This window comes from Halomonas sp. (assembly GCF_033549285.1).
Taxonomy (GTDB): Bacteria; Pseudomonadota; Gammaproteobacteria; order Pseudomonadales; family Halomonadaceae; genus Halomonas.
In genome coordinates this window covers 1-20,594 of record NZ_JAWSUJ010000077.1, presented here as the reverse complement: position 1 = coordinate 20,594, position 20,594 = coordinate 1, and the positions used below count along the sequence as shown (strand labels likewise).

The window sequence follows — 20,594 nt, the reverse complement described above, 5'->3', positions numbered from 1 at the left end:
CCCATGGCGATCAGCACCAGCCAGGCGGCGCCGCGGGCGCCCCGGGCCACCAGGCGGTCCAGGGCGGTGCGTTCGGGACCGAGTTCCTCGACCTGCTCGACCAGCTCGGCCGGGTCGCGGTTGTCGGGGGAAGGTTGGGTCATGACGGGTCTCTTCACGCATCGTCCGGGCGGGGCCCGGACGATGGTCGGCTTGCCAGAAGGTGGGTGTGGGCCGGCTTACATCAGGTTGCGGGCCTGGAGGAACTCGACCACGGAGTCGTAGATCTTCTGGTTCATCTCGCTGCGCTCGGCCCAGGCCGACCACTCCTCCTTGGCGATGTTGCGGAACTTGGCGCGCTCCTCGGGCGCCATGTCGATCAGCTCGATCTCCGGGTCCTGGCGCGCCTCGGCCACCGCCTCGAGGTCCAGCTTCTTGAGCTCGAAGACCATCTCGTAGGCGAGCCGGTCCACCGAGGTCTCCAGTATCGCCTTCAGGTCCTCCGGCAGGCCGTCCCAGATCTCCTTGTTGAGCGATACGGAAACCATGGGCAGCGAGTGGAAGCCCGGGTAGTTGGGGTAGTTGGCGAAGCTGTGCAGGCCCTGGCTGTGGTTGGTGGAGAACACCGTGTAGTCGGCGGCGTCGATCACCCCCTTCTCCAGCGAGGTGTAGACCTCGGAGCCCGGCAGGTTCACCGGCGCGGCACCGGCCTTCTCGAAGATGTTGTAGACCATGCCCTCCGGGGCGCGGACCTTGAGCCCCTCGAGGTCCTCCACGGTGCGGATCGGTCGCTTGGAGGGGAAGGACTCCAGGCCGGTGGCGGCGGCGCCGATCAGCTGCACGCCGTACGGGTTGACCAGCTCGTTGTAGAGCGCCTCGCCACCGCCGTGGTTCATGTACTCCAGGAACTCCAGCGGGTCGCCCCAGGCGCCCACCAGGTTGCCGAGCATGCCGAAGGCCGGGTCGCGGCCGGAGAAGTAGCTGGGGTCGGTGAGGTGGCCCTGGAGGATGCCGGACTGCACGGCATCCAGGGTCTGGTTGGCCTGGACCACCGCATTGACCGGCAGGATCTCGATCTCGATGCGTCCGTCGGACATGGTGTTGACGTTCTCGGCCCAGGCCTTCTTGAGCTCGAACTGCGGCTCGCCGGAGGTCTCGGAGGTCTGGAAGGTCCACTCGTACTCGGCGGCCTGGGCGGAGAAGGCCAGCGCGCCGAGCACGGCGGCGGTCAGGCCCTTGAGGGCAAAGGAGCGTGGCGTGGTCTGATACATGGTGCGTTTCCTTCTTCAGCGCATGAGGGTTGTTGTTGTCGGTGCGGGACACCGGGTGCGAGGCGAACCGGTCAGCCCGGTTCGGGAACGTCTGCGCCCGGCAGGCGCAGGCGTGGCGGAGGATGGTCGAACAGGCTCTCGAACCCCAGGTCCAGCCCGGTGCGCTCGAGCACCGAGAGCGCCGCCTGCTCGGCCGCATCCGGCTGGCGCAGGCGAATCGCCTCCATCAGCCGGCGGTGGCGCTCCATGCTGTCGCTCAGCTCGGCCGCGCTGTGGTTGGAGGTCTCCACCAGCAGGCCGATGGCCGGCTTGAGCATGTGGCTGAGCTGGGCCCACAGCAGGTTGTGGGTGGCCGCGAAGATCGCCTCGTGGAAGGCCACGTCGTGCTCGTCGTGGCTGCGCCCCTCGCAGCGGCGATCGGGCGCCTCCAGGGCGCGGATCATGTTGCGCCAGGCGGTCTCGATGGCCAGCAGGTCGGCGGCGGTGGCGTGCTGCGCGGCAAGGCGCGCCATGAAGGGCTCGACGGCCACGCGGAAAGCGAAGATGTCGCGCTGGATGCGCGGGTTGGGCTGGGCGAAGCGGGCCATCCAGTCGCTGACCCGAGGATCCAGCAGGTGCCAGTCGGTGAGCTCGCGCACCCGGCTGCCCTGCCCCGAGATGCGCGTCAGCATGCCTGCCGAGACCAGCTGCTGCAGGGCACTGCGCACCGTGCTGCGGCTGACGCCGTAGCGCTCACAGAGGTCCAGCTCCCGGGGCAGGAAGCGGCCCGGCGCATGCTCGCCGGCGAAGATCGCCCGGGCCAGGTCCTCGGCGATATCGGGCTTGTGGGCGGGCGTGCGCCCGGGCGGGGGCTGGCGCGATGGCATGGGGCTCTCGGCGGCTCCTGTACGACTTGATGCAAGCTATGTCGGACATAGGGTCACCCAGATGCTGCGGCCGTGCCTTTAGACTTTGGTCACAGACGGCTCCACGGCGGCGTTGTCATGCTCCACCGCCTGGACCAGGCGTTCGGGCAGGTCGGGGATCGCCGCCCGCACCCGGTTCCAGCTGGGGATGAAGGGCCGCTCGCCGGGATTGTCGAGAAAGGCGCTGCCGGCCTCGAGCAGGTTGGCGGCGAACAGCTCCACCGCCTGCTCCTCGGCGTGGCGGTCGAGGCGCAGGCCGTTCATCACGGCATCGTGGTCATAGGCCTCGATCAGGTCCAGCGCCAGGCGATAGTAGGTCGCCTTGAGGGTGCGAAAGCCCTCGGCGCTGAAGGTCACGCCCTGGGTGGCAAGCTTGCGGTAGAGCGCCTTGGCGATGTCCAGGCTCATGCGGTTGAGCCCGCCGGAGGCGTCCTCGGCGGAGACCGGCTGGTGCTTGTGGTCGTAGGCATCGGCCAGGTCCACCTGGCAGAGCCGCTTGGTGGAGTAGTTGCGGTGCACCTCGGAGAGCACGCCGATCTCCAGCCCCCAGTCGGCGGGGATGCGGATGCCGTCGAGCACCTCGCTGCGCATTGAGAACTCGCCGGAGAGCGCATAGCGGTAGCTGTCCAGGTACTCCAGGTAGGGCAGCGGGCCATGCATCTGCTTGAGCGCCCGCAGCAGCGGGGTGACCATCAGCCGCGAGACCCGGCCGTTGAGCCGGCCCTCGGCGATACGCGGGTAGTAGCCCTTGCAGAACTCGTAGTGGAAGTGGGGATGGGCCACCGGATAGAAGAGCCGCGCCAGCAGGCCGCGGTCGTAGGTGAGGATATCGCAGTCGTGCAGCGCCACCACCCGGCCGCGGCCGGAGGCCTGGACGTAGCCGGCGCAGTACCAGACGTTGCGCCCCTTGCCGGGCTGCTGGGGCGCCAGGCCCTGGGCCTCGAGCTCGGCATCCAGCGCCCGCAGCCGGGGGCCGTCGTTCCACAGGATGCGGTGGTGCTGGGGCAGGCGATCGAAGAACGCCCGGGCATGCAGGAACTGGTCGCGGTCGGCGCGATCGAGCCCGATCACCACCTCGGCGAGGTAGGGCACCCGACGGAGTTCCTCGACGATATGGGCCAGCGCCGGCCCCTCCAGCTCGGCGTAGAGCGACGGCAGGATCAGGCTCATGGGGCGACGGGCGGAGAAGGCAACCAGCTCCTCCTCGAGGGCCGCCAGCGGCCGGCGGGTCAGGTTGTGGAAGTCGGTGATGATGCCGTTCTGGTGGAAGTCGCTCATGCCGTCGCCCTCCCCGCCCCGTCGCTGCGGCCGTGGCTCACCGCCGGCGCTGGCCGGCGGTCGGCTCGCCCCCACCAGTGGGCCACCCCCTCGGCCCAACCGGCGGGACCGGTGGCCTTGCTGCGATAGAGCGCCGGCTGCCTCGGCGACACCGCCAGGCCATGGCAGCCGCGGATCACCACCGCCTGGTCCACCGTCTCGAGCAGGGGAATATCGTTGGGGCCATCGCCTAGCCCGAGGGTCAGCGGCCGCTGGCCACGCAGCGCCTGGAAGCGCTCGATCAGCCAGGCGACGGCGCTGCCCTTGTGGCAGTCCCCGGTGACGTGCCAGAAGCGCCCGCCGCGCACCAGGCGCAGGCCGTCGCCCTCGAGGCCCTCCCGGAAACGCGCCAGGCCGTCCTCCGAGTCCTCCCAGAGCAGCGGCTCGCTGCCCTCGCGCAGCCGCGCCAGGCGGGCCTGTGGCTCCGACAGGCCGGTGAAGGCCACCAGGTCCTCGAGGGGCATCTCGCTCATGGTGGTGAAGCGTACCCCCAGCCGCGCCCGCCAGACCGAGAGGCGCTGGCGGATGAGGCCGATGTCGACCCCCAGGGTCCTGATCACCAGGCCATCGGCGGCAGCGCCGCGATCCAGCCGGGCATGGCACCAGGCCGGCGGCAGCCCGGCCAGGGCGCCGTTCTCGGCGATGAAGGGGGCGTCCTCGATGCCGAGTTCTCTACGCAGCGGCACGACCTCGCTGCGGGTCTTGCTGGTCACCGGGATCACCGGCACCCCGAGCGTCTTCAGACGGGCCAGCCAGTCACGGGCCGGCGACCAGTCGTAGCCGTGGTGGTCGAGCAGCGAGCCGTCCAGGTCGGTGAAGAGCAGGCGCGGGCGCCGGGCGGGATCAGGCGGCGAGGCGGGTATCGAGGGCATGGCGTCTCAGGCTCCGGGTCGTGGACTCGCCATGCCTCATGCAGGGGGCGTGCCATGGCGCGGCGAACGCGCCTCGTCCCGAGGGCATAAGCGCAGACCGCGGCCAGCCACCAGACCGCCGCACCAGAAGCGAGCGTGAAATCGCTCCATAACGGTGCGTGACGACCTCGTTCAGAAAAAAGCGGGCCGGCCCGCGCGAGGCGGGTCGGCCCGATCCTGTGTTGCCCCTCAACGGTCCAGGGCTCAGCCCACTACACCAACGGGAACTCCTCCCCCGCGGGGCCGAAGTCCACGGAGAACGTATCCATGGCGCTGTCGTCGTCGCCGTCGAAGAGCTCGGCAGTGAAGTCCATTTTCAGCGCCTCAGGCTCGAAAACCTCCTCGACGGTGAAGGCGATGATCGGGATCTTCACGGTTCCTTGCCCCATGGTGAGCTGGACCGCGTCGATCTGCTTGTCGCCGCCCTCGATGGTGAACGAGCTGCCGCCCCTTGCCTCCTTCGGCACGTCCGTGGCGTTGTTGGCGTAGCGGGTCAGGTCTCCTTCCGTGACCTTCTCCGGCGCGTCAACGCTTCCATCCGCGTAATAGACGGTATAGTACAGATCCTCCGTCGCCGGATCGTAGCCCTGCACCGTGCTCGAGATGTAGACCGTCACGCTGTCGACAAGCGTCTCCGGATTGACGACGAAGCTCTCGTCGCCCAAGGTGATCGATGTTCCCACGAACGCCCCGGTACCCGCCCCCTCATCGGCGCCATCGAGGTTGTTGTTGTTGATGCCGATGCCGGCGGTCGAGACGTTCATCTGCGTCCCCGAGTTGACCAGGCCGGGTAGCGGCAGCAGCGCCTCGATCTGTCCCTCCGTCAGGTCGGGCTCGCCGCGGACGACCAGATCAAGGATGCTGTCGTAGGCATCATCATCAACGGGATCCGACCGGACTGCCGTCGGCACCGCGCCAAAGAACACGATGTCGTCATTACCATCTTCGGTCGGCGGCTCCCCTCCGAACAGCAGGGTCCTCACTGCATCCGGCCCACCGGCCTTCAGGGTGCCCTGCGAGGTATCGAAGGTCTTGGTCGAGGTGGGCAGTTTGTCGACGTCGATCCTGTAGGTGTCGTCATCGGGATCGAACGTCAGCGTGAATGCCACCATCTGTTCGTTGACCTCGCCGTCGTCGGTGAAGTCGGCCGTGATGGACCCATTGAAGACGTAGTTTCCGTATTCGTCAGGCTCCGTCACCGTGCCGAGCGAGATGTTCGGGTCGGGGTCGAACTCGTTGAAGATCGGCGTGCCGGCCGTGCCAATCGTGTAGCTGTCCAGCGTCACGCTCATCGCCTTGAACTTGTCGGCGCCGGGCAGGTCGGACCAGTCGCCTTCGGCGCCCGCCTGGTAGGTTCCGGAAGCGTCTTCGACCGTCACCACTGGAGTGTCGTCGTCGAAGCTGAAGCTGTCGCTGATGTCGACCGTCTCGTCATCACTGGCGCTGTCGTTATCCCCGTCCACGATGGTGGCCGAGGCCTTCAGCAGGATACTGCCGTCCGCCAGGCCCAGGTTGGCGTTGTCGTTGACCCCATCGACGTCCTCGGGCAGGTGGTCGATCTCGGCGTACTGGGTCAGGGTGACCTCACCCTCGTTGTCGGCCGTGTTGTCCACGCTGATGCGGAAGATATCCGTCACCACCGCATCCACCGTGGTCTGGCCGACGATGTCGTCACCGTCCATCGCCAGGGTGATGTCATTGCCGTCGCTGGTCAGCCCGGTGGCGGCCAGGCCGGCACCGATCGACAGGCTGTAGCTCAGGGCCGCCGGGGTGCCGTCGTCATCCGCCCCCTCGTCCTGGGTCAGCCCGAACAGGCCCGAGAAGTCCCCGCTGGCCGTATCGAAGGCTGCGCCGATGGTCTCGGCATCCTGGGTGGTCAGGCTCGGCGCCGCTGCCCCGGTGAGCGTGACGTCCACCGTCGGGGTGTCGTCATCGACGTCGATGGCAATCGAGCCGTCGACATAGTCGTCGTCGCCATCGGTCACCCGGTAGGCCACCGTGAACGCCTGGTTGTTCTCGTCATTCCCGGCGACGTGCTCGATCGGGTTGTTCTGCGTCACCGTGTAGGCGCCGGTGGTGGCGTTCACGGTGAGCGTCAGCTTCACTTCGCCGTTCTGCGAGATCTCCAGGTCGGTGCCGTTCAGCGCGTAGCTGAAGCCCGCCGGCGCACCGGTGGTCAGCCATTCGATGCTGCCCGCGCCGTCGGCGCCGAAGCTGTGCCCCAGCGTGCCGGAGGTGTTGGCCGCGTCGGCATCGTCGCCCACGCCACCCGGATTGCCGCCCGCCAGCGCATCGTCGTCAAGCAGCACCGTGGCGTTGGCGGACGCAGAAGGCCCGTCGTCCTCGAAGAAGATCTTGGAGCCGACCTCGTCGGTATCACCGGCGACTTCGGTGAGGGTGAAACCGCCGAGGTCGAAGGCGACGTTGCTGCCCGCGCCCTTCTCCGGCTGGTCGTTGCGGATCAGCACGCGGTTGTGGTCGGCGTCGGTCTCGTACCGGACGACGTCGCCGTTCTGCACGCCCGTGACGACCACCCCGTCGCCATCGTAGTCGACGGAGACTCCCAGGGTGCCCACGACGTCGACGCCGCCGCGGAGGACCTCCACCGAATCGGTGGTGATGTTGATGGCCAAGTCGCCCTGCACGAGCAGGTTGCTGTCGATATAGTCGTTGCCGCTGCCATCGGCGGTCAGGTAGGCGTGGATCTCCAGGCTGGTGGTGGTGTTGCTCTTGCCCGGCGTCATCTGCGAGATGGTGAACTCGGCCGCCTGGGCGAGGACATAGCCGCTGAACTGGATGTTGGCTTCGTCCAGAGCCTCGGTCGGGCTGAGGGGCTGTCCGGGATCATTTCCGGCGCCGGGGCCGGCGAGATAATCCGGCTCGGCGCCTGAAACGAAGGTGACGACGATGGCCTGCTGCGCCTTGATCTGCTGACCGTCGATGCCGAGCGTCGTGGTTCCGCCGCCTTGGCTGCTGTTGACGGTGCTGCCGCTCGAGACGTTCTCGCCCTCGGATTCATTGGCCGGGTTCTCCCCCGTGATCACCAGCGCCTGCGAGGCATTGCCGAACGCCATGAAGAGGTTGTTGCCCGACGGCGCGTTTTCGAAGGAGAAGGTCTGCGCCTCGAAGGCGGTGACGTGGACCAGGCCGGTCAGATCGACGGCGCTGTCGTGGTCGTTGCCGTCGTTGCCGTGATCGATCGCCTCGTACTGGACGGTCCAGAGCTTGCCGCCGGTCGGCGGGGTGCCGCCGGTCTCCTCGAGATAGATGGCGAAGACGAGCGTTCCGCTCGCCGTCTTGCCGAGAACGATGTTGTCATTGTCCGTGTCAGTATAAAGAAGAATGGCCTCACCACCGTCCGTCGTCACGAGCCCGCTGTCGTCTCCGTCAAGGGGGTCACCGTTCGCGCCGGTCAGTGCGACGTTGCCGAGTTCTCCAGTCGGGTTGAAGGTGACCACATCGCCATCGCTCATGGCCGCCCCGAGCGCCGTTGGGGGCTCGTCGGGCGCGTACAGCGCCGTCAGCCGGGAGGAGAAATCCAGGGGGATGGACGAGAACAGGACATCGTCGTCGTCGGCATCGCCCACAGGCGTCGGTGTCGCGACGCCGTTCTGCAATCCGGCAGTTTCATCATGTGTGACGTCAGTGCCGGTAATGTTCACAAGTGACTCAGACATGGCCAGGTTCCTCCAAGGACCAGATGGATGAAAACGATGTTGACTCTCCATGACTCAGGCCCTTCTTGCAGGAGAGACTCTCGGGCTCAGTGACGTCGAAAACGGGGTCGGAACCGGACAACGCCGTCCTCTGCGCTTTCCAATCCGCGACGATACTTTCATCATGTTCTGCCATGACCCACCTCCACGCTTACCCGGTCCCTGGACGTTATAGATCCCTGCGGATTCGATTGATGTCTTTGTTCTAACCCACTCCCTGGTCCGCTACCCCTCCCGTGGTGGCCATCGACCCATTCGCGGTGGTCACTCATTCCTCCCGGATGGCCCGGGCCAGCATGTCGGTGATCGGCTTGGTGATGTAGCTGGCGAAGGTCCGTTCGCCGGTGCGGATCATCGCCTCTGCCGGCATGCCGGACAGCAGTTGCATCTGTTCGGTCATGTCCTTTCGCCCCTTGTCGGTGACCTCCAGCCGCACCCGGTAGAACCGCACGCCCGTGGCCTCGTCCACCTGGCTGTCGGCACTGACGAAGACCACCCGCGCCGCAATGACCTGGGTCGAGCGCTGGTTGAAGGCGGAGAAGCGGATCTCGGCGGGCTGACCGACGTAGAGCTGGTTGACGTCGCGGTCCGGCACCCGAGCCTCGACCAGGAAGCTGTCGTTGACGGGGACGATATCCATCAGCGGATCGCCGGCGCGCACCACATCCCCCACCGAGTGCACCCGGCGCTCCACGACCACTCCCGCCACCGGCGCCGCGACCGTGGTGCGCCCCACCTGGTCCATGAGGTCGACGATCTGCTCCTCGGCCTCGGTGGCCCGAGTCTGTGCCTCGCGTAACCGCTCGCCGATCTCGCCTTGATACTCCTGCACCGTGATCTCGCGCTGCACGCGGCTCTCGCTGATCCGGGATCCCAGCCGGGCAATCTCGGCCCGGTGGCTGGCGATTTCGCTGGAGAGCTCCAGCAGGTCGCGCTCCACCTCGCGCAGGCGCTGATTGCCGACCATCCTCTTGCTGAACAGCTGACGCAGGTCGGCCACCTCGGTGCGCAGCGACGCGGCGTGCCGCTCCCCGATCTGGACCATCTCCTCGAGCCCCTCGACCTGGCGCTGCAGTTGGGCGGCCTGCTCGTCCAGTGCCTCCAGGGTGCCCCGCTGGGATTGTCGCCGCGCGGTGAACAACGCCTGCTGAACGGCGAGTACCTCCTGCACCCTCGGCAGGTCGCTATGGGTCAGCTCCTCGGGAAATCGGAGGGCTTCATCGCCCCGCTGCTCGGCCAGCAGCCGCAGGGCGGTGGCCCGCCCGTCCAGATACTGGGTGCGCGCCATCTGGAGCCGGGTGCGCACCCGAGTGTCGTCGAGCATCACCAGGGGTTGCCCCGCCTCGACCCGATCGCCGTCGGCGACCAGGATGTCGCGGACGATCCCGCCCTCGAAGTGCTGCACCGAGCGTCGGAAGCTCTCCACGGTCACATGACCGGGCGCCACCACGGCCACCGCCAGGTTGGCGGTGACGGCCCAGCCACCGAAGCCGCCCAGCGCCAGAACCAGTACGAGCATGCCGAGCCACCGATAGGGTCGATGGTTGTCGGGCACCACGTGATATTCCCCCTCCAGCACAGAGGGCCCGGAGGCCTGGGATCGATCCGGGAGCGAGAGGGAACGGGTTCTCTCATCACTATTGTTCGTCTGCTGCATCACGCTGCCCCCCCGTCGCGTCGTTCCCCATGCCGGGTTGGCCACCCGCCACTGCGACCATCCTGCCCCTGGCCGCCTGGCCGGTGGACCGGCGGGGGGCCGACTGGGCGGCCAGTTGCGCCATCACCTCGTCACGAGGGCCACTCATCTGGATCTGGCCTTCACGCATTAACAGCAGGGTGTCCATGCCCTTCAGCACGCTGACCCGATGGCTGATCACGAACAGGGTCACGCCCTCGCGCTTGAGGGCGACCATGGCGGCCCGCAGGGCATGTTCCCCGCGGTCGTCGAGGCTGGCGTTGGGCTCGTCGAGCACCACCAGCACGGGATCGCCGTAGAGCGCCCGCGCCAGGGCGATGCGCTGGCGCTGGCCGCCGGAGAGCCCGCTTCCACCGGCCCCGATGGGCGTGTCATAGCCCCCCGGCATCGCCAGCACCATCTCGTGCACGCCCGCCTTGCGCGCCGCCACCACCACCTTGTCGGAGTCCACCTCGCCGAAGCGGGCGATGTTCTCGGCGATGGTGCCCTCGAAGAGTTCGATATCCTGGGGCAGGTAGCCGATGTAGGGACCGACCTCCTCGCGATTCCAGCGGGTAATATCGGCTCCATCGAGGCGTGCGGTGCCGGACAGCGGCGGCCAGATGCCCAGCAGGACCCGGGCCAGCGTCGATTTTCCCGCGGCGCTGGGCCCGATGATGCCGACATGCTCGCCGGCCGGCACCGCCAGTTGGATGCCGCGCAGGGTCGGCACCTGCCCTCCGGGAGGAGCCGCAGCCACGTCCTCGACCCGAACTTCTCCCTGCGGCGGCGGCAGCGACATGCCGTTTTCCTCCACGGGGATCTTCGTCAACAGCTCATCGAGACGGCCATAGGCTCCGCGGGCGGAGACGAAGCCCTTCCAGGTACCGATCAGGCGATCGATGGGCGCCAGCGCACGGCCCATGATGATGGCCCCGGCGATCAACATGCCCGGCGTTATCTCGGCGCGCAGCACCAGCCAGGCCCCCAGCCCCAGGATCAACGACTGGGCCAGCAGGCGCAGCACCCGGGACACACTGCTCAGGGCCTCGCCACGATCGTTGGCCCGGGATTGCTCCGCCAGGAAATGATGACGCCGACGCGACCAGCGCCCCATGATGCCCGGCAGCATGCCCATGGCATGCAACACCTCGGCGTTGCGCAAGTTGGACGCCGCCAGTTCACGGGCCTTGATCTGTTCCGCGTTGGCCTCGGCAAACAGGGGCTTGGTGATCTTCTCACCCACCAGAGCCAACGCCAGCAGGACCAGGCCCGCGGTGGTGGCGAAGATCCCTAGCCAGGGGTGAAAGAGGAACAGCACCGCCAGGTAGACCGGCACCCAGGGGGCATCGAAGAAGGCCAGCAGGCCATTGCCGGCCAGGAACTGGCGCAGGGTGGAGAGATCATCGATCGGCTGGGACGACGGGCTCCCCTCGCTGAGGAGGCTGCGGCGAAACATCGACCGATAGATGCGCTCATTGAGCAACAGGTCGAGGCGATTGCCGATGCGCACCAGCATCCGCGAGCGCACCAGTTCGAGCAGCCCCATGATGGCGAACAGGAAGACCACTACCAGGGTGAGCATCAGCAGCGTCTCGGTGCTCCGCGTCGAGAGCACCCGATCGTAGACCTGCAGCATGTAGATGGCGGGCACCAGCATCAGCAGGTTCACGAAGAGGCTGAAGAACCCCACCGACGCAAACCCCCCTCGACAGGCGCCTAAGGCGCGCTGCAGATCCGTCGTATCCCGTTTGCTGGCCATCGGAATCCATCCTGTAGAGCCCGAGGTAGGGGGTCGGTATCAAAGACGAGGACTAGAAGGGCTCTAGGATTTAAGTTAGCAATGGCCCGTGGCATGGAGCGGCTGAAAAGATGCAGAAAACAATCCGCCCCGCACCGTAGGTCTCGGTGCGGGGCGGTAGCTAGCAAAGTCCTACTGGCGACTGTCAGACGCCGGACAGGCTCAGCGATAGACCGGCAGGCGGGTGCAGACGGCCTCGACCTTGGCCTTGACCTCGGCCTCGATGGCGGCGGTGTCGTCCCCCGCCGCCATGACGTCGAGGATGTCGCAGATCCAGCCGGCGAGTTCCTGGCACTCCGCCTCGCCGAAGCCGCGGGTGGTCACCGCCGGGGTGCCGATGCGCAGGCCCGAGGTGACGAAGGGGCTCTGGGGGTCGCCGGGCACGGCGTTCTTGTTGACCGTGATGTGGGCGCGGCCCAGGGCGGCGTCCGCGTCCTTGCCGGTCAGGCCCTGCTTGATCAGCGAGAGCAGGAAGAGGTGGTCCTCGGTGCCGCCGGAGACCACCTCGAAGCCGCGCTCGATGAACACGCCGGCCATGGTCTGGGCGTTCTTCACCACCTGCTGCTGGTAGGTCTTGAACTCGGGCTCCATGGCCTCCTTGAAGCAGATCGCCTTGGCGGCGATGACGTGCTCCAGCGGGCCGCCCTGCCCGCCCGGGAAGACCGCGGACTGCAGCTTCTTCTCGATGGCCTCGTCGCCCTCGGCGGAGAGGATCAGGCCGCCACGCGGGCCGCGCAGGGTCTTGTGGGTGGTGGTGGTGACCACGTGGGCATGGGGCAGCGGGGTCGGGTAGACACCGGCGGCCACCAGGCCCGCCACGTGGGCCATGTCGACCAGCAGGTAGGCGCCCACCTCGTCGGCGATCTCGCGGAACTTCGCCCAGTCGATGACCTGGGAGTAGGCGGAGAAGCCGGCGATGATCATCCTGGGCCGGTGCTCGCGGGCCAGGGCCGCCACCTCGTCGTAGTCGATCAGGCCGCCCTCGCCCAGGCCATACTGCACGGCATGGTAGTGCTTGCCGGAGAAGTTGGGCTTGGCACCGTGGGTCAGGTGGCCGCCGGCATCGAGGCTCATGCCGAGGATGGTGTCGCCCGGCTTGACCAGCGCCTGGAAGACCGCGCCGTTGGCCTGGGAGCCAGAATGAGGCTGGACGTTGGCATAGCTCGCGCCGAACAGCTCCTTGGCGTAGTCGATGGCGAGCTGCTCGACGATGTCCACGAACTCGCAGCCGCCGTAGTAGCGCTTGCCGGGGTAGCCTTCCGCGTACTTGTTGGTCAGCTGGCTGCCCTGGGCCTCCATCACCCTCGGGCTTGCGTAGTTCTCGGAGGCGATCAGCTCGATGTGCGCTTCCTGGCGTGCGACCTCCTTCTGCATCGCATCGAACAGGGCGTCATCGAAACCGGCAATCTGCATGTCACGGCTGAACATCGGCGGGCAACCTCGCAAAACGGGGGAATCTAAGGGGGCACATGATACCCCAGCCCCCGGCGGCTTTCACATGAAAGGCGGTCATGGGCAACCGCCGGCTCCCTCATGGGCACGGGCGATACCCCCCGCACGCCGATCGCCTCAGCGGCTCTCCACTCGCATCTCGAGCCGCTCGGGCAGCGCCAGGGGATCGGCAGAGAGCGCCTCGAGTTCACTGTCGGCGGGCAGGGTCAGCTGGAGGGAGAGCTCGCGCGCCTCGCCCGCCATCATCGCCACCAGGCCGGTGAGGATGGCCTCGACCTCGGGGCCGAGCATCATGCCGAAGCCCTGCGCCTGGGTACGCGCCTGCTCCAGGAAGACCGCCTCGCTGATGCCCTGGCTGGCCGCCATGATCACCGGCAGCCGACCGAAGAGCCCCAGGTCCGAGAGGGTCGCGTCGACGCGCCCGCCCAGCAGGGTCACCCCCTCCAGGCTCTCCATCTCGGTCAGGAAGGCGGCCGGCGCCACCCCCTCGGGCAGGCGCACCGGCAGGTCGGCATCCAGCACCCAGCCGAAGGCCTCCTCGGCGGTAACGTCCAACTCGCCGAGCAGACGGGTGGCGTCGCCTTCCGACTCCCAGCGCCCGGTGGAGACCGCATCGAGGCGCAGCGTTCCGCTACCCCCGGTCAGCACGTTGCTGGCCATGCGCAGCCGGGTGCGCTCCTCCTCGGGGGCCAGGGCGATCATGCGGGCCAGGTCGAGCTCCAGCGCCTCGAGGCGCATGCCACCCTCGCCGTCCTGCAGGTCGCCATCGACCTCGAACCCCGCCAGGGTCGCCACCAGCCGGTCGGAGTCGATGGCCAGGTCACGCAGCTCGAGGCGGTCGAGTTCCCGCTCCTCCTCCTCGCCCTGCAGGCCGCGCAGCCCCTCGACCCGGGCGAACGCCAGGGAGAAGGTGCCGCCGCCAAGCTCGCCATCCCCCTCGGCCTCTCCCTCCAGCCCGCTGAGTTCCAGGCTCTCGATGGCCTCGCGGGAAAGGCCGGTGGCCTGCAGCCGCTCGACGCTGAACCGCCCGCGCCCCTCGCCGAACCCCTCGCCCAGGTCCTGGCCGGCGAACTCGGCGGCCAGCGCCTCGACCTCGAGCCCGGCGATCCGCAGGTCCTCCGGCCAGCGCTCCTCGTGGAGGGGCAGCACCGCCCGGGAGGGGGCATCGAGGACCAGGGTCTTCGCGCTCAGCTGCGTCCGTTCGCGGCCGGGGGTCTCCAGGCGGATGCCCTCGAGGCGCACCTCGTCGGGGCTGTCGTAGTCGCCGCTGACCACGTAGCGGTCGAGCCACAGCTGCTGCCCCTCGGGGCCGACGAAGTGCAGCTCCCGCGCGGTGACGCGGTCGCGAATCATCGCCTCCGAGACCTCGCCGATCTCGAGGCGCCCTTCGCTGGCGAACAGCGCCCGCAGGTCGGCCTCCAGGCGCTCGGCCGGGCCAGGCTCGGCAAGGGCCGGCAGGGAGACAGACAGCGTCAGGGCGGCAAGGATGGCCTTCCAGGGCATCGGGCGCATGGGCGCACCTCCGGTGTGGGCGTGGCGGGAACTGGTCAGCAGTCTAGCGTCATCGCGTCGCGGCAGGCCAGACTCAGTGCGGCGAGGCCAGGCGCATCTCCAGCCGACGATTGACCTCCTCGAGCACGGCGAGGCGCGCCCGGCGCTTGTCATCGCAGGCGATCAGCGCCCACTCGGCGCCCGGTGCCTGGGTGCGGGTGAACATCTCGTCGATGGCCCGCTCGTAGTCCTTCCAGCGCTCGCGGTTGCGCCAGTCCTCGTCAGTGAGCTTGTGGCGCTTGTGGGGGGTGGCGGCGCGGGCCTCGAAGCGGCGCAGCTGCTCTTCCTGGCTGATGGCCAGGAACAGCTTGCCGAGCACGGCGCCATGGGCCAGCAGCTGGCGCTCGAACTCGCGGATCTCCGCATAGGCGCGCCGCCAGGCCGCCTCGGGGGCCAGCCCCTCGACCCGCTCCACCAGCACCCTGCCGTACCAGCTGCGATCGAAGAGGGCGATGCGCCCGTCGGCCGGCAGGCGGCGCCAGAAGCGCCAGGCCCAGGGCAGCGCCAGCTCCTCGTCGCTGGGCGCAGAGATGCGGTGGACCCGATACTGGCGAGCATCCAGTGCCGCGGTGACCCGGTGGATGCTGCCCCCCTTCCCCGCCGCGTCAAGTCCCTCGAAGGCCAGTACCACCGGGATGCGCCGGCGGGCCACCTCCCGGGCGTTGATGGCCAGGCGGCCCTGGGCCTCGGCGAGCCGTTCGGCATAGCTCGCCTTCTTCAGCGGGGCCTCCGTCCGGGGCTCGGCACGGCGTATCGAGGGCGCCGCCGCTACCTCGCCGGGCACGCCCTCCGGCACCTCGGCGGGGCAAGCGGGCGGCGCGACCAGGGTCTGGTGCAGCAGGGCCCCCACCCGGTGGAGCTGCGTGGCGGAGTCGCGGAAGGCGAGCCGCCGCCAGGGGGCATGGTCGGCCGCAGTGGCATCGCGCATCTCGCGGCCCAGGGCGGCGATGGCGGCATGCTGCAGGTGGCGCTGCCAGTCGGTGGCGCTCAGCTGCCAGGCACGGGCCGGGTCCGCCTGCAGCGCCTGGAGGTGACGGCGCTGCGCGGCACGGTCGATGTCCATCCACAGCTTGAGCAGCACCACGCCCTCGGCGGCCAGTTCGGCCTCGAAGGCGCGGATCTCCGCCAGCCTGTCGCGGAAGGCACCCGGCGAGAGACGCCGTTCGGCGCGGGCGAAAAGCGCATCGCCGTACCAGCCATGGATGAAGATGCCGATGCGGCCGCGATCGGGGACGCGCCGCCAGAAACGCCACCAATAGGGGCGCTCGCGCTCCTCGCTGCTGGGCCCCAGGGCATGCACCTCGGTGTGGCGGTTCTCGAGCCAGTGGTTGAGCTCGTTGACCAGCCGCCCCTTGTGGGTGACGGCATGGCCGGTGAGCAGCAGGATCACCCCCCGCTCCCGGCGACGTACGAGGTCGAGCTGGGCCTCCAGCAGGCGGGCGCGCAGGGTGTCGGTCTTCATGGCTGCGCCTCAGGCCTCGCCCAGCAAGCCGAGGCTGGCCGCCGGGGCCTGGCGGCGCAGGCCCCGGGAAAGCAGGTGGCCGATCAGGCCGATCAGCAGCGCGCCGGCCGGCGGCAGGGTCAGCCACAGCAGCCAGTGGACCCGCGGGGCCAGGTCGAACCAGGCCAGGTAGATCCCGGCGGCCGCCAGCTCCGCCAGCAGGGCGCCCATCAGCCCGCTGGCCAGCCCCAGCACGGCGAACTCCGCCGCCTGCATCCGCGACAGCAGCCGGTTGCTGGCCCCGAACACCCGCAGCAGGCCACTCTCGTGGGCGCGCACCGGCAGGCTGGCAGTCAGCGCCGCATAAAGCACGCTGATGCCGGCCAGCAGCACGAAGGCGAGCACCAGCTCCACCGCCCGGGTGACCTGGGTCAGCACCTCGCGCACCTGGTCGAGGATGGCCTCCACGTCGAGCAGGGTGACCCCCGGGAACTCCTGCACCAGGCGGCGCGTCAGGTCGCGGTCGTCGTCGCCGAGGTGGAAGGCGGTGATGTAGCTGTGGCCGAAACGCTCCAGGGTCCCCGGCGGGAAGATCACGAAGAAGTTGGGGCGGAAGCTCTCCCAGTCGAGGCTGCGCAGGCTTTCCACCTCGCCGGTCACCTCGTCGCTGCCGATGGTGAAGGTCAGGCGGTCGCCCAGGGCGAGGCCCAGGCGCTCGGCCAGGCCGTCCTCCACGGAGATCGGCACCGCCGCCTCGCTGGCCACGGGGCGCGGCTCGGCGGCCACCTCGTCCAGCCAGCCGCCCGCCTCGCCGTCCTGGCCGTCGGCGAACCACTCCCCCGCCACCACCCGGTTGCCCTCGGGCAGGGTCTCGCGCCAGGTCAGGTTGAGCTCGCGCCGCAGGGCATTGTCGCCTCGCGACTCGGCGGGCACGGCCTCCTGGGGGACCTGGTCGTTGATGGCGGTGAGACGCCCGCGGACCATCGGATAGAGGGCGCTGCGGGCATCCGCGGCCCCGGCCAGGGCCGAGGCGAAGGCATCGCGCTCCTGGGGCTGGATATTGATGGCGAAGTGGTTGGGGGTGTCCTCCGGCAGCTGGGCCTGCCAGGTGGTGAGCAGGTCGCCGCGCACAAGGGCGATCATCGCCACCGCGAAGAAGGTCACCGAGAAGGCCAGCAGCTGGCCGAGACTCGCCTGGCGGCGCCGCGCCAGCTGCTGGCCGCCCAGCCGCACGGCCGTGACCAGGCCATCCGCCGGGCCGCGGGGCAGCCGGGCAGTGCCCTTCAGCACCAGCCCCAGCAGCACGCCGCCGAGCCCCCAGAGCACCACCAGCATCACCAGCCCGCCCAGCAGCAGGCCGGCGGCGAGCCCCGGATCGCCGGAGTAGAGCCACAGCAGCCCGCCGAAGACCAATGCCGCCACGCCCGCCACCAGCCAGGCCGAGGGCGGCAGCGGGTCCAGCTCGCGACGCAGCACCTTGAGGGCGCTGACCCGCTTGAGGCGCAGCAGGGTCGGCCCGGCGAAGCCGGCCAGCACCGCCAGGGCGGTGAACACGCCGAGCCATAGCGGCAGCATGCCGGGCGCCGGCAGGCTGAACGGCAGGAAGGTCGACAGCAGCCGCACCAGCAGCGCCTGCCCGGCCAGCCCCAGCAGGGCGCCCAGCGCCGAGGCCGCCAGCGCCAGCCACAGCAGCTGCAGCACGAACAGCCGCAGCAGCTCGCGCTGGGTGGCCCCGAAGCAGCGCAGCAGCGCCGCGGTATCCAGGTGGCGGTCGACGTAGCGCCGGGTGGACATGGCCACGGCGACCCCGGCCAGCAGCACGGCGGCGAGCCCCGCCAGGCCGAGGTACTTCTCGGCGCGCGCCAGGGCATTGCCCAGCTGCGGGCGGTCCTGGCGCACGTCGCGTACCTCTACCCCCTCGCGGCGCAGCCGCTCAAGCAGCGGCTCGACGCGGGCCACCGCCTCGGCGCTGCCGGCGGCCAGCAGCTCGAACTCCACCCGCGAGCCCTCCTGGACCAGGCCGGTGGCGTCCAGATCGTCATGGTGCATCATCAGCCGCGGGTTGAAGCTGCCGAAGCCCGCCGACTGGTCGGGCTCACGCTCGATCACCCCGCCGACCTCGAGCTCGGTCTCGCCCAGGCGCACCCGGTCCCCCACCTCGAGCTCCATCAGCAGGGCGAGGCGCGGCGCCACCCAGGCCTCGCCCGGCGGCGGGCCATGGGCCAGCGACTCCACACCGTTGCCGCGGTCCACCCGGGCCGTGCCGTAGTGCGGATAGACCGAATCGACCACCTTGAGGCTGGCCGGCTGGAAGCGGTCGCCGCGGCTGACCATGGAGACCATGTCGACCTGGTCGGAGAGCGTCAGGCCGGCCTCCTCGAGGGCCCCCCGGACCGCCTCGTCGAAGGGCCGGCCCTGTTCCAGCACCACGTCGCCGCCCGCGAGCTGGCCCGCCTGGCGGGTCAGGCCGCGATCCAGGCGATCGAGGAAGAAGCCGATCATGGTCGAGGCGGCCACCGCCAGCGCCAGCGCCAGCGCCAGGGCGCGCACGTCGGCGGCGCGCAGGTCACGGATCAGGCCCCGGGCCGAGAGGCGCAGCAGGGCCGGCCAGGCGGTTCGGCTCATGCCATCACCTCGTCGCGGGCCATCTCGACCAGCCGGCCGCCCTCCAGGCGCAGGCAGCGATCGCAGCGCCGCGCCAGGGCGTGGTCATGGGTGACCAGCACCAGGGTGGTGCCGGCCTCGCGGTTGAGCGAGAACAGCGCCTCGATGATGCGCTCCCCGGTGACCGGATCCAGGTTGCCGGTGGGCTCGTCGGCGAACACCAGCTCGGCGCCGGTGACGAAGGCCCGGGCCAGGGCCACGCGCTGCTGCTCGCCCCCCGAGAGCTGCTTGGGCAGGTGGTCCAGGCGCTCACCGAGGCCGACGCGGGTCAGCCAGTCGCGGGCCCGGGCCTCGGCCCCGGGGCTCGGCGACAGCTCCAGCGGCAGCAGCACGTTCTCCAGGGCCGTCAGCGTGGGCAGCAGCTGGAAGTTCTGGAACACGAACCCCACCCGGCCCGCCCGCAGGGAGGCCCGGCCATCCTCGTCGAGGGCGCGCAGCGACTGGCCGAACAGCGACAGTTCGCCCCCGCTGGGCGAATCCAGGCCCGCCAGCAGGCCCAGCAGGGTCGATTTGCCGGCCCCGCTCTGGCCGAGGATCGCCACGCTCTCCCCGGGGAACACCGCAAGCGACAGGTCACTCAGAATGCTCAGTCGCCGTTCGCCGCTCTCCACCTCCTTGGCGAGACGGTCGGCGTGTAGAATCGGCGAGGCATCCGTTCGAGAGGAGATGGACATGGCGAAGGGCTTCCCTGTAGGTGCGTTGGGCCGGCATGCACCCGGCCGGCTCGCGGGGCGCTGGCACACGGCGTTCTGGTTGGCGCTGCTATTTTCGATGCTACTGCTCACCGGCGGGGCGGCTCAGGCGTCGACTCGGCCGGTGCTGCTGGTGATGGGCGACAGCCTGAGCGCCGCCTACGGCATCGAGCAGCAGGCCGGCTGGGTCAGTCTGCTGCAGGCGCGCCTGGACGGGAAGGCGCAGGTGGTCAACGCCAGCATCAGCGGCGAGACCTCCAGCGGTGCCGCCGCCCGCCTGCCCGACCTTCTCGGACAGCATGAACCCGATATCGTTGTGCTGGAACTCGGCGGCAACGACGGCCTGCGCGGCCTGCCACCGGGCCAGTTCGAGGCCAACATGGCCACCATGGTCGAGGCCAGCCAGGCATCGGGCGCCGAGGTGCTGCTGCTGGGCATCGACATCCCGCCGAACTACGGCCGCGCCTACCGCGACGCCTTCACCGCGGTCTACACGCGGCTGGCCGAGGAGTACGAGCTGCCGCTGGTACCCTTCCTGCTCGAGGGCGTGGCCCTGGAGGAGGAGCTGATGCAGTCAGACGGCATCCACCCCACCGCAGCCGCCCAGCCGCGCATCCTGGAGAACGTCTGGCCACGACTCGCGCCGCTGCTGGAGGCCAACGGGGCCGTCGTGGCGGAGAGCGCTCAGGACTGAGCCACCGGCGCGGGCGTCTTCTGCCACTGCTGCAGCGCCAGGCCACCGAGGATCAGCACCAGGCCCACCAGCGTGGAGGGCAGGATCGGCTCGCCCACCACCAGGAAGAGCAGCAGCAGCGACACCGGCGGCGAGAGGAAGATCAGGTTGGAGACCTTCGCCGTGCGCGAGACCCGGTGCACGGCCAGCTGCCAGAGCACGAAGGCGATACCCATCTCGAACAGCCCCACGTAGATGCCGGCCCCCAGCGCCGTCCAGCCGTGCCAGGCCATGCCCGGCCCGGCCAGCAGCAGCCACGGCCCAGCGTAATCCCACAGCGGGGCCGACAGCGCCATGCAGGCCAGGGCCGGGTCTGGTCATGTCGATCCTTGGTTACCTGGCCCTGACCAGGAGCAGACACTCGATCAGCCGCTGGCAGTTACGCTACTGGCTCCCTGTCCGTTCGCCTGAAGGGCAGGAGACAGAACTCGGAGGGAAGGATCCTGAGCTCAGTTGTGACCGGCTGGACCATATCCTGAACTACCT

General features: G+C 69.3%; 13 protein-coding genes and 1 pseudogene. 1 reads left to right on the top strand and 13 read right to left on the bottom strand.

Annotated elements, in window-relative coordinates; genetic code table 11:
• Nucleotides 1–218: 218 nt before the first annotated feature.
• From SCI24_RS15575 to SCI24_RS15520, 12 genes are all read right to left on the bottom strand, one after another.
• Nucleotides 219–1,250: a TRAP transporter substrate-binding protein gene (locus SCI24_RS15575; RefSeq protein WP_318726246.1), complete on the bottom strand. Its 1,032-nt coding sequence runs from the start codon at nt 1,248–1,250 to the stop codon at nt 219–221.
• 71 nt (nt 1,251–1,321) lie between these two features.
• Nucleotides 1,322–2,116: a FadR/GntR family transcriptional regulator gene (locus SCI24_RS15570; protein WP_318726245.1), complete on the bottom strand. Its 795-nt coding sequence runs from the start codon at nt 2,114–2,116 to the stop codon at nt 1,322–1,324.
• A gap of 78 nt (nt 2,117–2,194) precedes the next feature.
• Nucleotides 2,195–3,433, bottom strand: a complete 1,239-nt coding sequence (locus SCI24_RS15565; RefSeq protein WP_318726244.1) for a glycosyl transferase — start codon at nt 3,431–3,433, stop codon at nt 2,195–2,197.
• Nucleotides 3,430–4,344 carry an HAD-IIB family hydrolase gene (locus SCI24_RS15560; RefSeq protein WP_318726243.1) on the bottom strand — a complete coding sequence of 305 codons (915 nt, stop codon included), beginning with the start codon at nt 4,342–4,344 and terminating at the stop codon, nt 3,430–3,432. The genes SCI24_RS15565 and SCI24_RS15560 overlap by 4 nt, the downstream gene beginning before the upstream one ends.
• A 251-nt stretch (nt 4,345–4,595) precedes the next feature.
• On the bottom strand, nt 4,596–8,060 hold the full coding sequence (locus SCI24_RS15555) for a DUF5801 repeats-in-toxin domain-containing protein (protein ID WP_318726242.1): 3,465 nt from the start codon (nt 8,058–8,060) through the stop codon (nt 4,596–4,598).
• Between the two features lie 307 nt (nt 8,061–8,367).
• Entirely contained in the window at nt 8,368–9,618 is a 1,251-nt protein-coding gene (locus tag SCI24_RS15550) for an HlyD family type I secretion periplasmic adaptor subunit (RefSeq protein ID WP_318726241.1), read from the bottom strand.
• Nucleotides 9,619–9,736: 118 nt separating this feature from the next.
• A complete protein-coding gene (locus tag SCI24_RS15545) occupies nt 9,737–11,536 on the bottom strand; it encodes a type I secretion system permease/ATPase (protein ID WP_318726240.1) in 1,800 nt (599 codons plus the stop codon).
• A gap of 201 nt (nt 11,537–11,737) precedes the next feature.
• Nucleotides 11,738–13,003: a serine hydroxymethyltransferase gene (gene glyA, locus SCI24_RS15540; protein WP_318726239.1), complete on the bottom strand. Its 1,266-nt coding sequence runs from the start codon at nt 13,001–13,003 to the stop codon at nt 11,738–11,740.
• A gap of 141 nt (nt 13,004–13,144) precedes the next feature.
• Nucleotides 13,145–14,539, bottom strand: coding sequence for a hypothetical protein (locus tag SCI24_RS15535; protein ID WP_318726238.1), 1,395 nt, complete (start codon nt 14,537–14,539; stop codon nt 13,145–13,147).
• Between the two features lie 73 nt (nt 14,540–14,612).
• A complete protein-coding gene (locus tag SCI24_RS15530; protein ID WP_318726237.1) occupies nt 14,613–16,040 on the bottom strand; it encodes a polyphosphate kinase in 1,428 nt (475 codons plus the stop codon).
• Nucleotides 16,041–16,049: 9 nt separating this feature from the next.
• A complete protein-coding gene (locus SCI24_RS15525; protein ID WP_318726236.1) occupies nt 16,050–18,644 on the bottom strand; it encodes an ABC transporter permease in 2,595 nt (864 codons plus the stop codon).
• Complete coding sequence (locus SCI24_RS15520) at nt 18,641–19,357, bottom strand: ABC transporter ATP-binding protein (RefSeq protein ID WP_318726235.1); 717 nt, start codon at nt 19,355–19,357, stop codon at nt 18,641–18,643. Before SCI24_RS15520 ends, SCI24_RS15525 begins: the two co-directional genes overlap by 4 nt.
• Nucleotides 19,358–19,454: 97 nt before the next feature.
• Here SCI24_RS15520 and SCI24_RS15515 point away from each other — a divergent pair, with 97 nt between their 5' ends.
• Entirely contained in the window at nt 19,455–20,069 is a 615-nt protein-coding gene (locus SCI24_RS15515) for an arylesterase (protein ID WP_318726247.1), read from the top strand.
• Here SCI24_RS15515 and SCI24_RS15510 read toward each other — a convergent pair.
• A pseudogene (locus SCI24_RS15510) lies at nt 20,060–20,362 on the bottom strand (EamA family transporter); the annotation flags it as partial. The gene SCI24_RS15515 and the pseudogene SCI24_RS15510 sit on opposite strands and share 10 nt — an antisense overlap.
• Between the last annotated feature and the right edge of the window lie 232 nt (nt 20,363–20,594).

Coding starts and splice junctions, on each gene's coding strand:
- SCI24_RS15515 (WP_318726247.1), top strand. CDS start 19,455: ATGCTACTGCTCACCGGCGGGGCGGCTCAGGCGTCGACTCGGCCGGTG.
- SCI24_RS15570 (WP_318726245.1), bottom strand. CDS start 2,116: ATGCCATCGCGCCAGCCCCCGCCCGGGCGCACGCCCGCCCACAAGCCC.
- glyA (WP_318726239.1), bottom strand. CDS start 13,003: ATGTTCAGCCGTGACATGCAGATTGCCGGTTTCGATGACGCCCTGTTC.
- SCI24_RS15545 (WP_318726240.1), bottom strand. CDS start 11,536: ATGGCCAGCAAACGGGATACGACGGATCTGCAGCGCGCCTTAGGCGCC.
- SCI24_RS15525 (WP_318726236.1), bottom strand. CDS start 18,644: ATGAGCCGAACCGCCTGGCCGGCCCTGCTGCGCCTCTCGGCCCGGGGC.
- SCI24_RS15550 (WP_318726241.1), bottom strand. CDS start 9,618: ATGCTCGTACTGGTTCTGGCGCTGGGCGGCTTCGGTGGCTGGGCCGTC.
- SCI24_RS15520 (WP_318726235.1), bottom strand. CDS start 19,357: ATGTCCATCTCCTCTCGAACGGATGCCTCGCCGATTCTACACGCCGAC.
- SCI24_RS15565 (WP_318726244.1), bottom strand. CDS start 3,433: ATGAGCGACTTCCACCAGAACGGCATCATCACCGACTTCCACAACCTG.
- SCI24_RS15575 (WP_318726246.1), bottom strand. CDS start 1,250: ATGTATCAGACCACGCCACGCTCCTTTGCCCTCAAGGGCCTGACCGCC.
- SCI24_RS15530 (WP_318726237.1), bottom strand. CDS start 16,040: ATGAAGACCGACACCCTGCGCGCCCGCCTGCTGGAGGCCCAGCTCGAC.
- SCI24_RS15555 (WP_318726242.1), bottom strand. CDS start 8,060: ATGTCTGAGTCACTTGTGAACATTACCGGCACTGACGTCACACATGAT.
- SCI24_RS15560 (WP_318726243.1), bottom strand. CDS start 4,344: ATGCCCTCGATACCCGCCTCGCCGCCTGATCCCGCCCGGCGCCCGCGC.
- SCI24_RS15535 (WP_318726238.1), bottom strand. CDS start 14,539: ATGCGCCCGATGCCCTGGAAGGCCATCCTTGCCGCCCTGACGCTGTCT.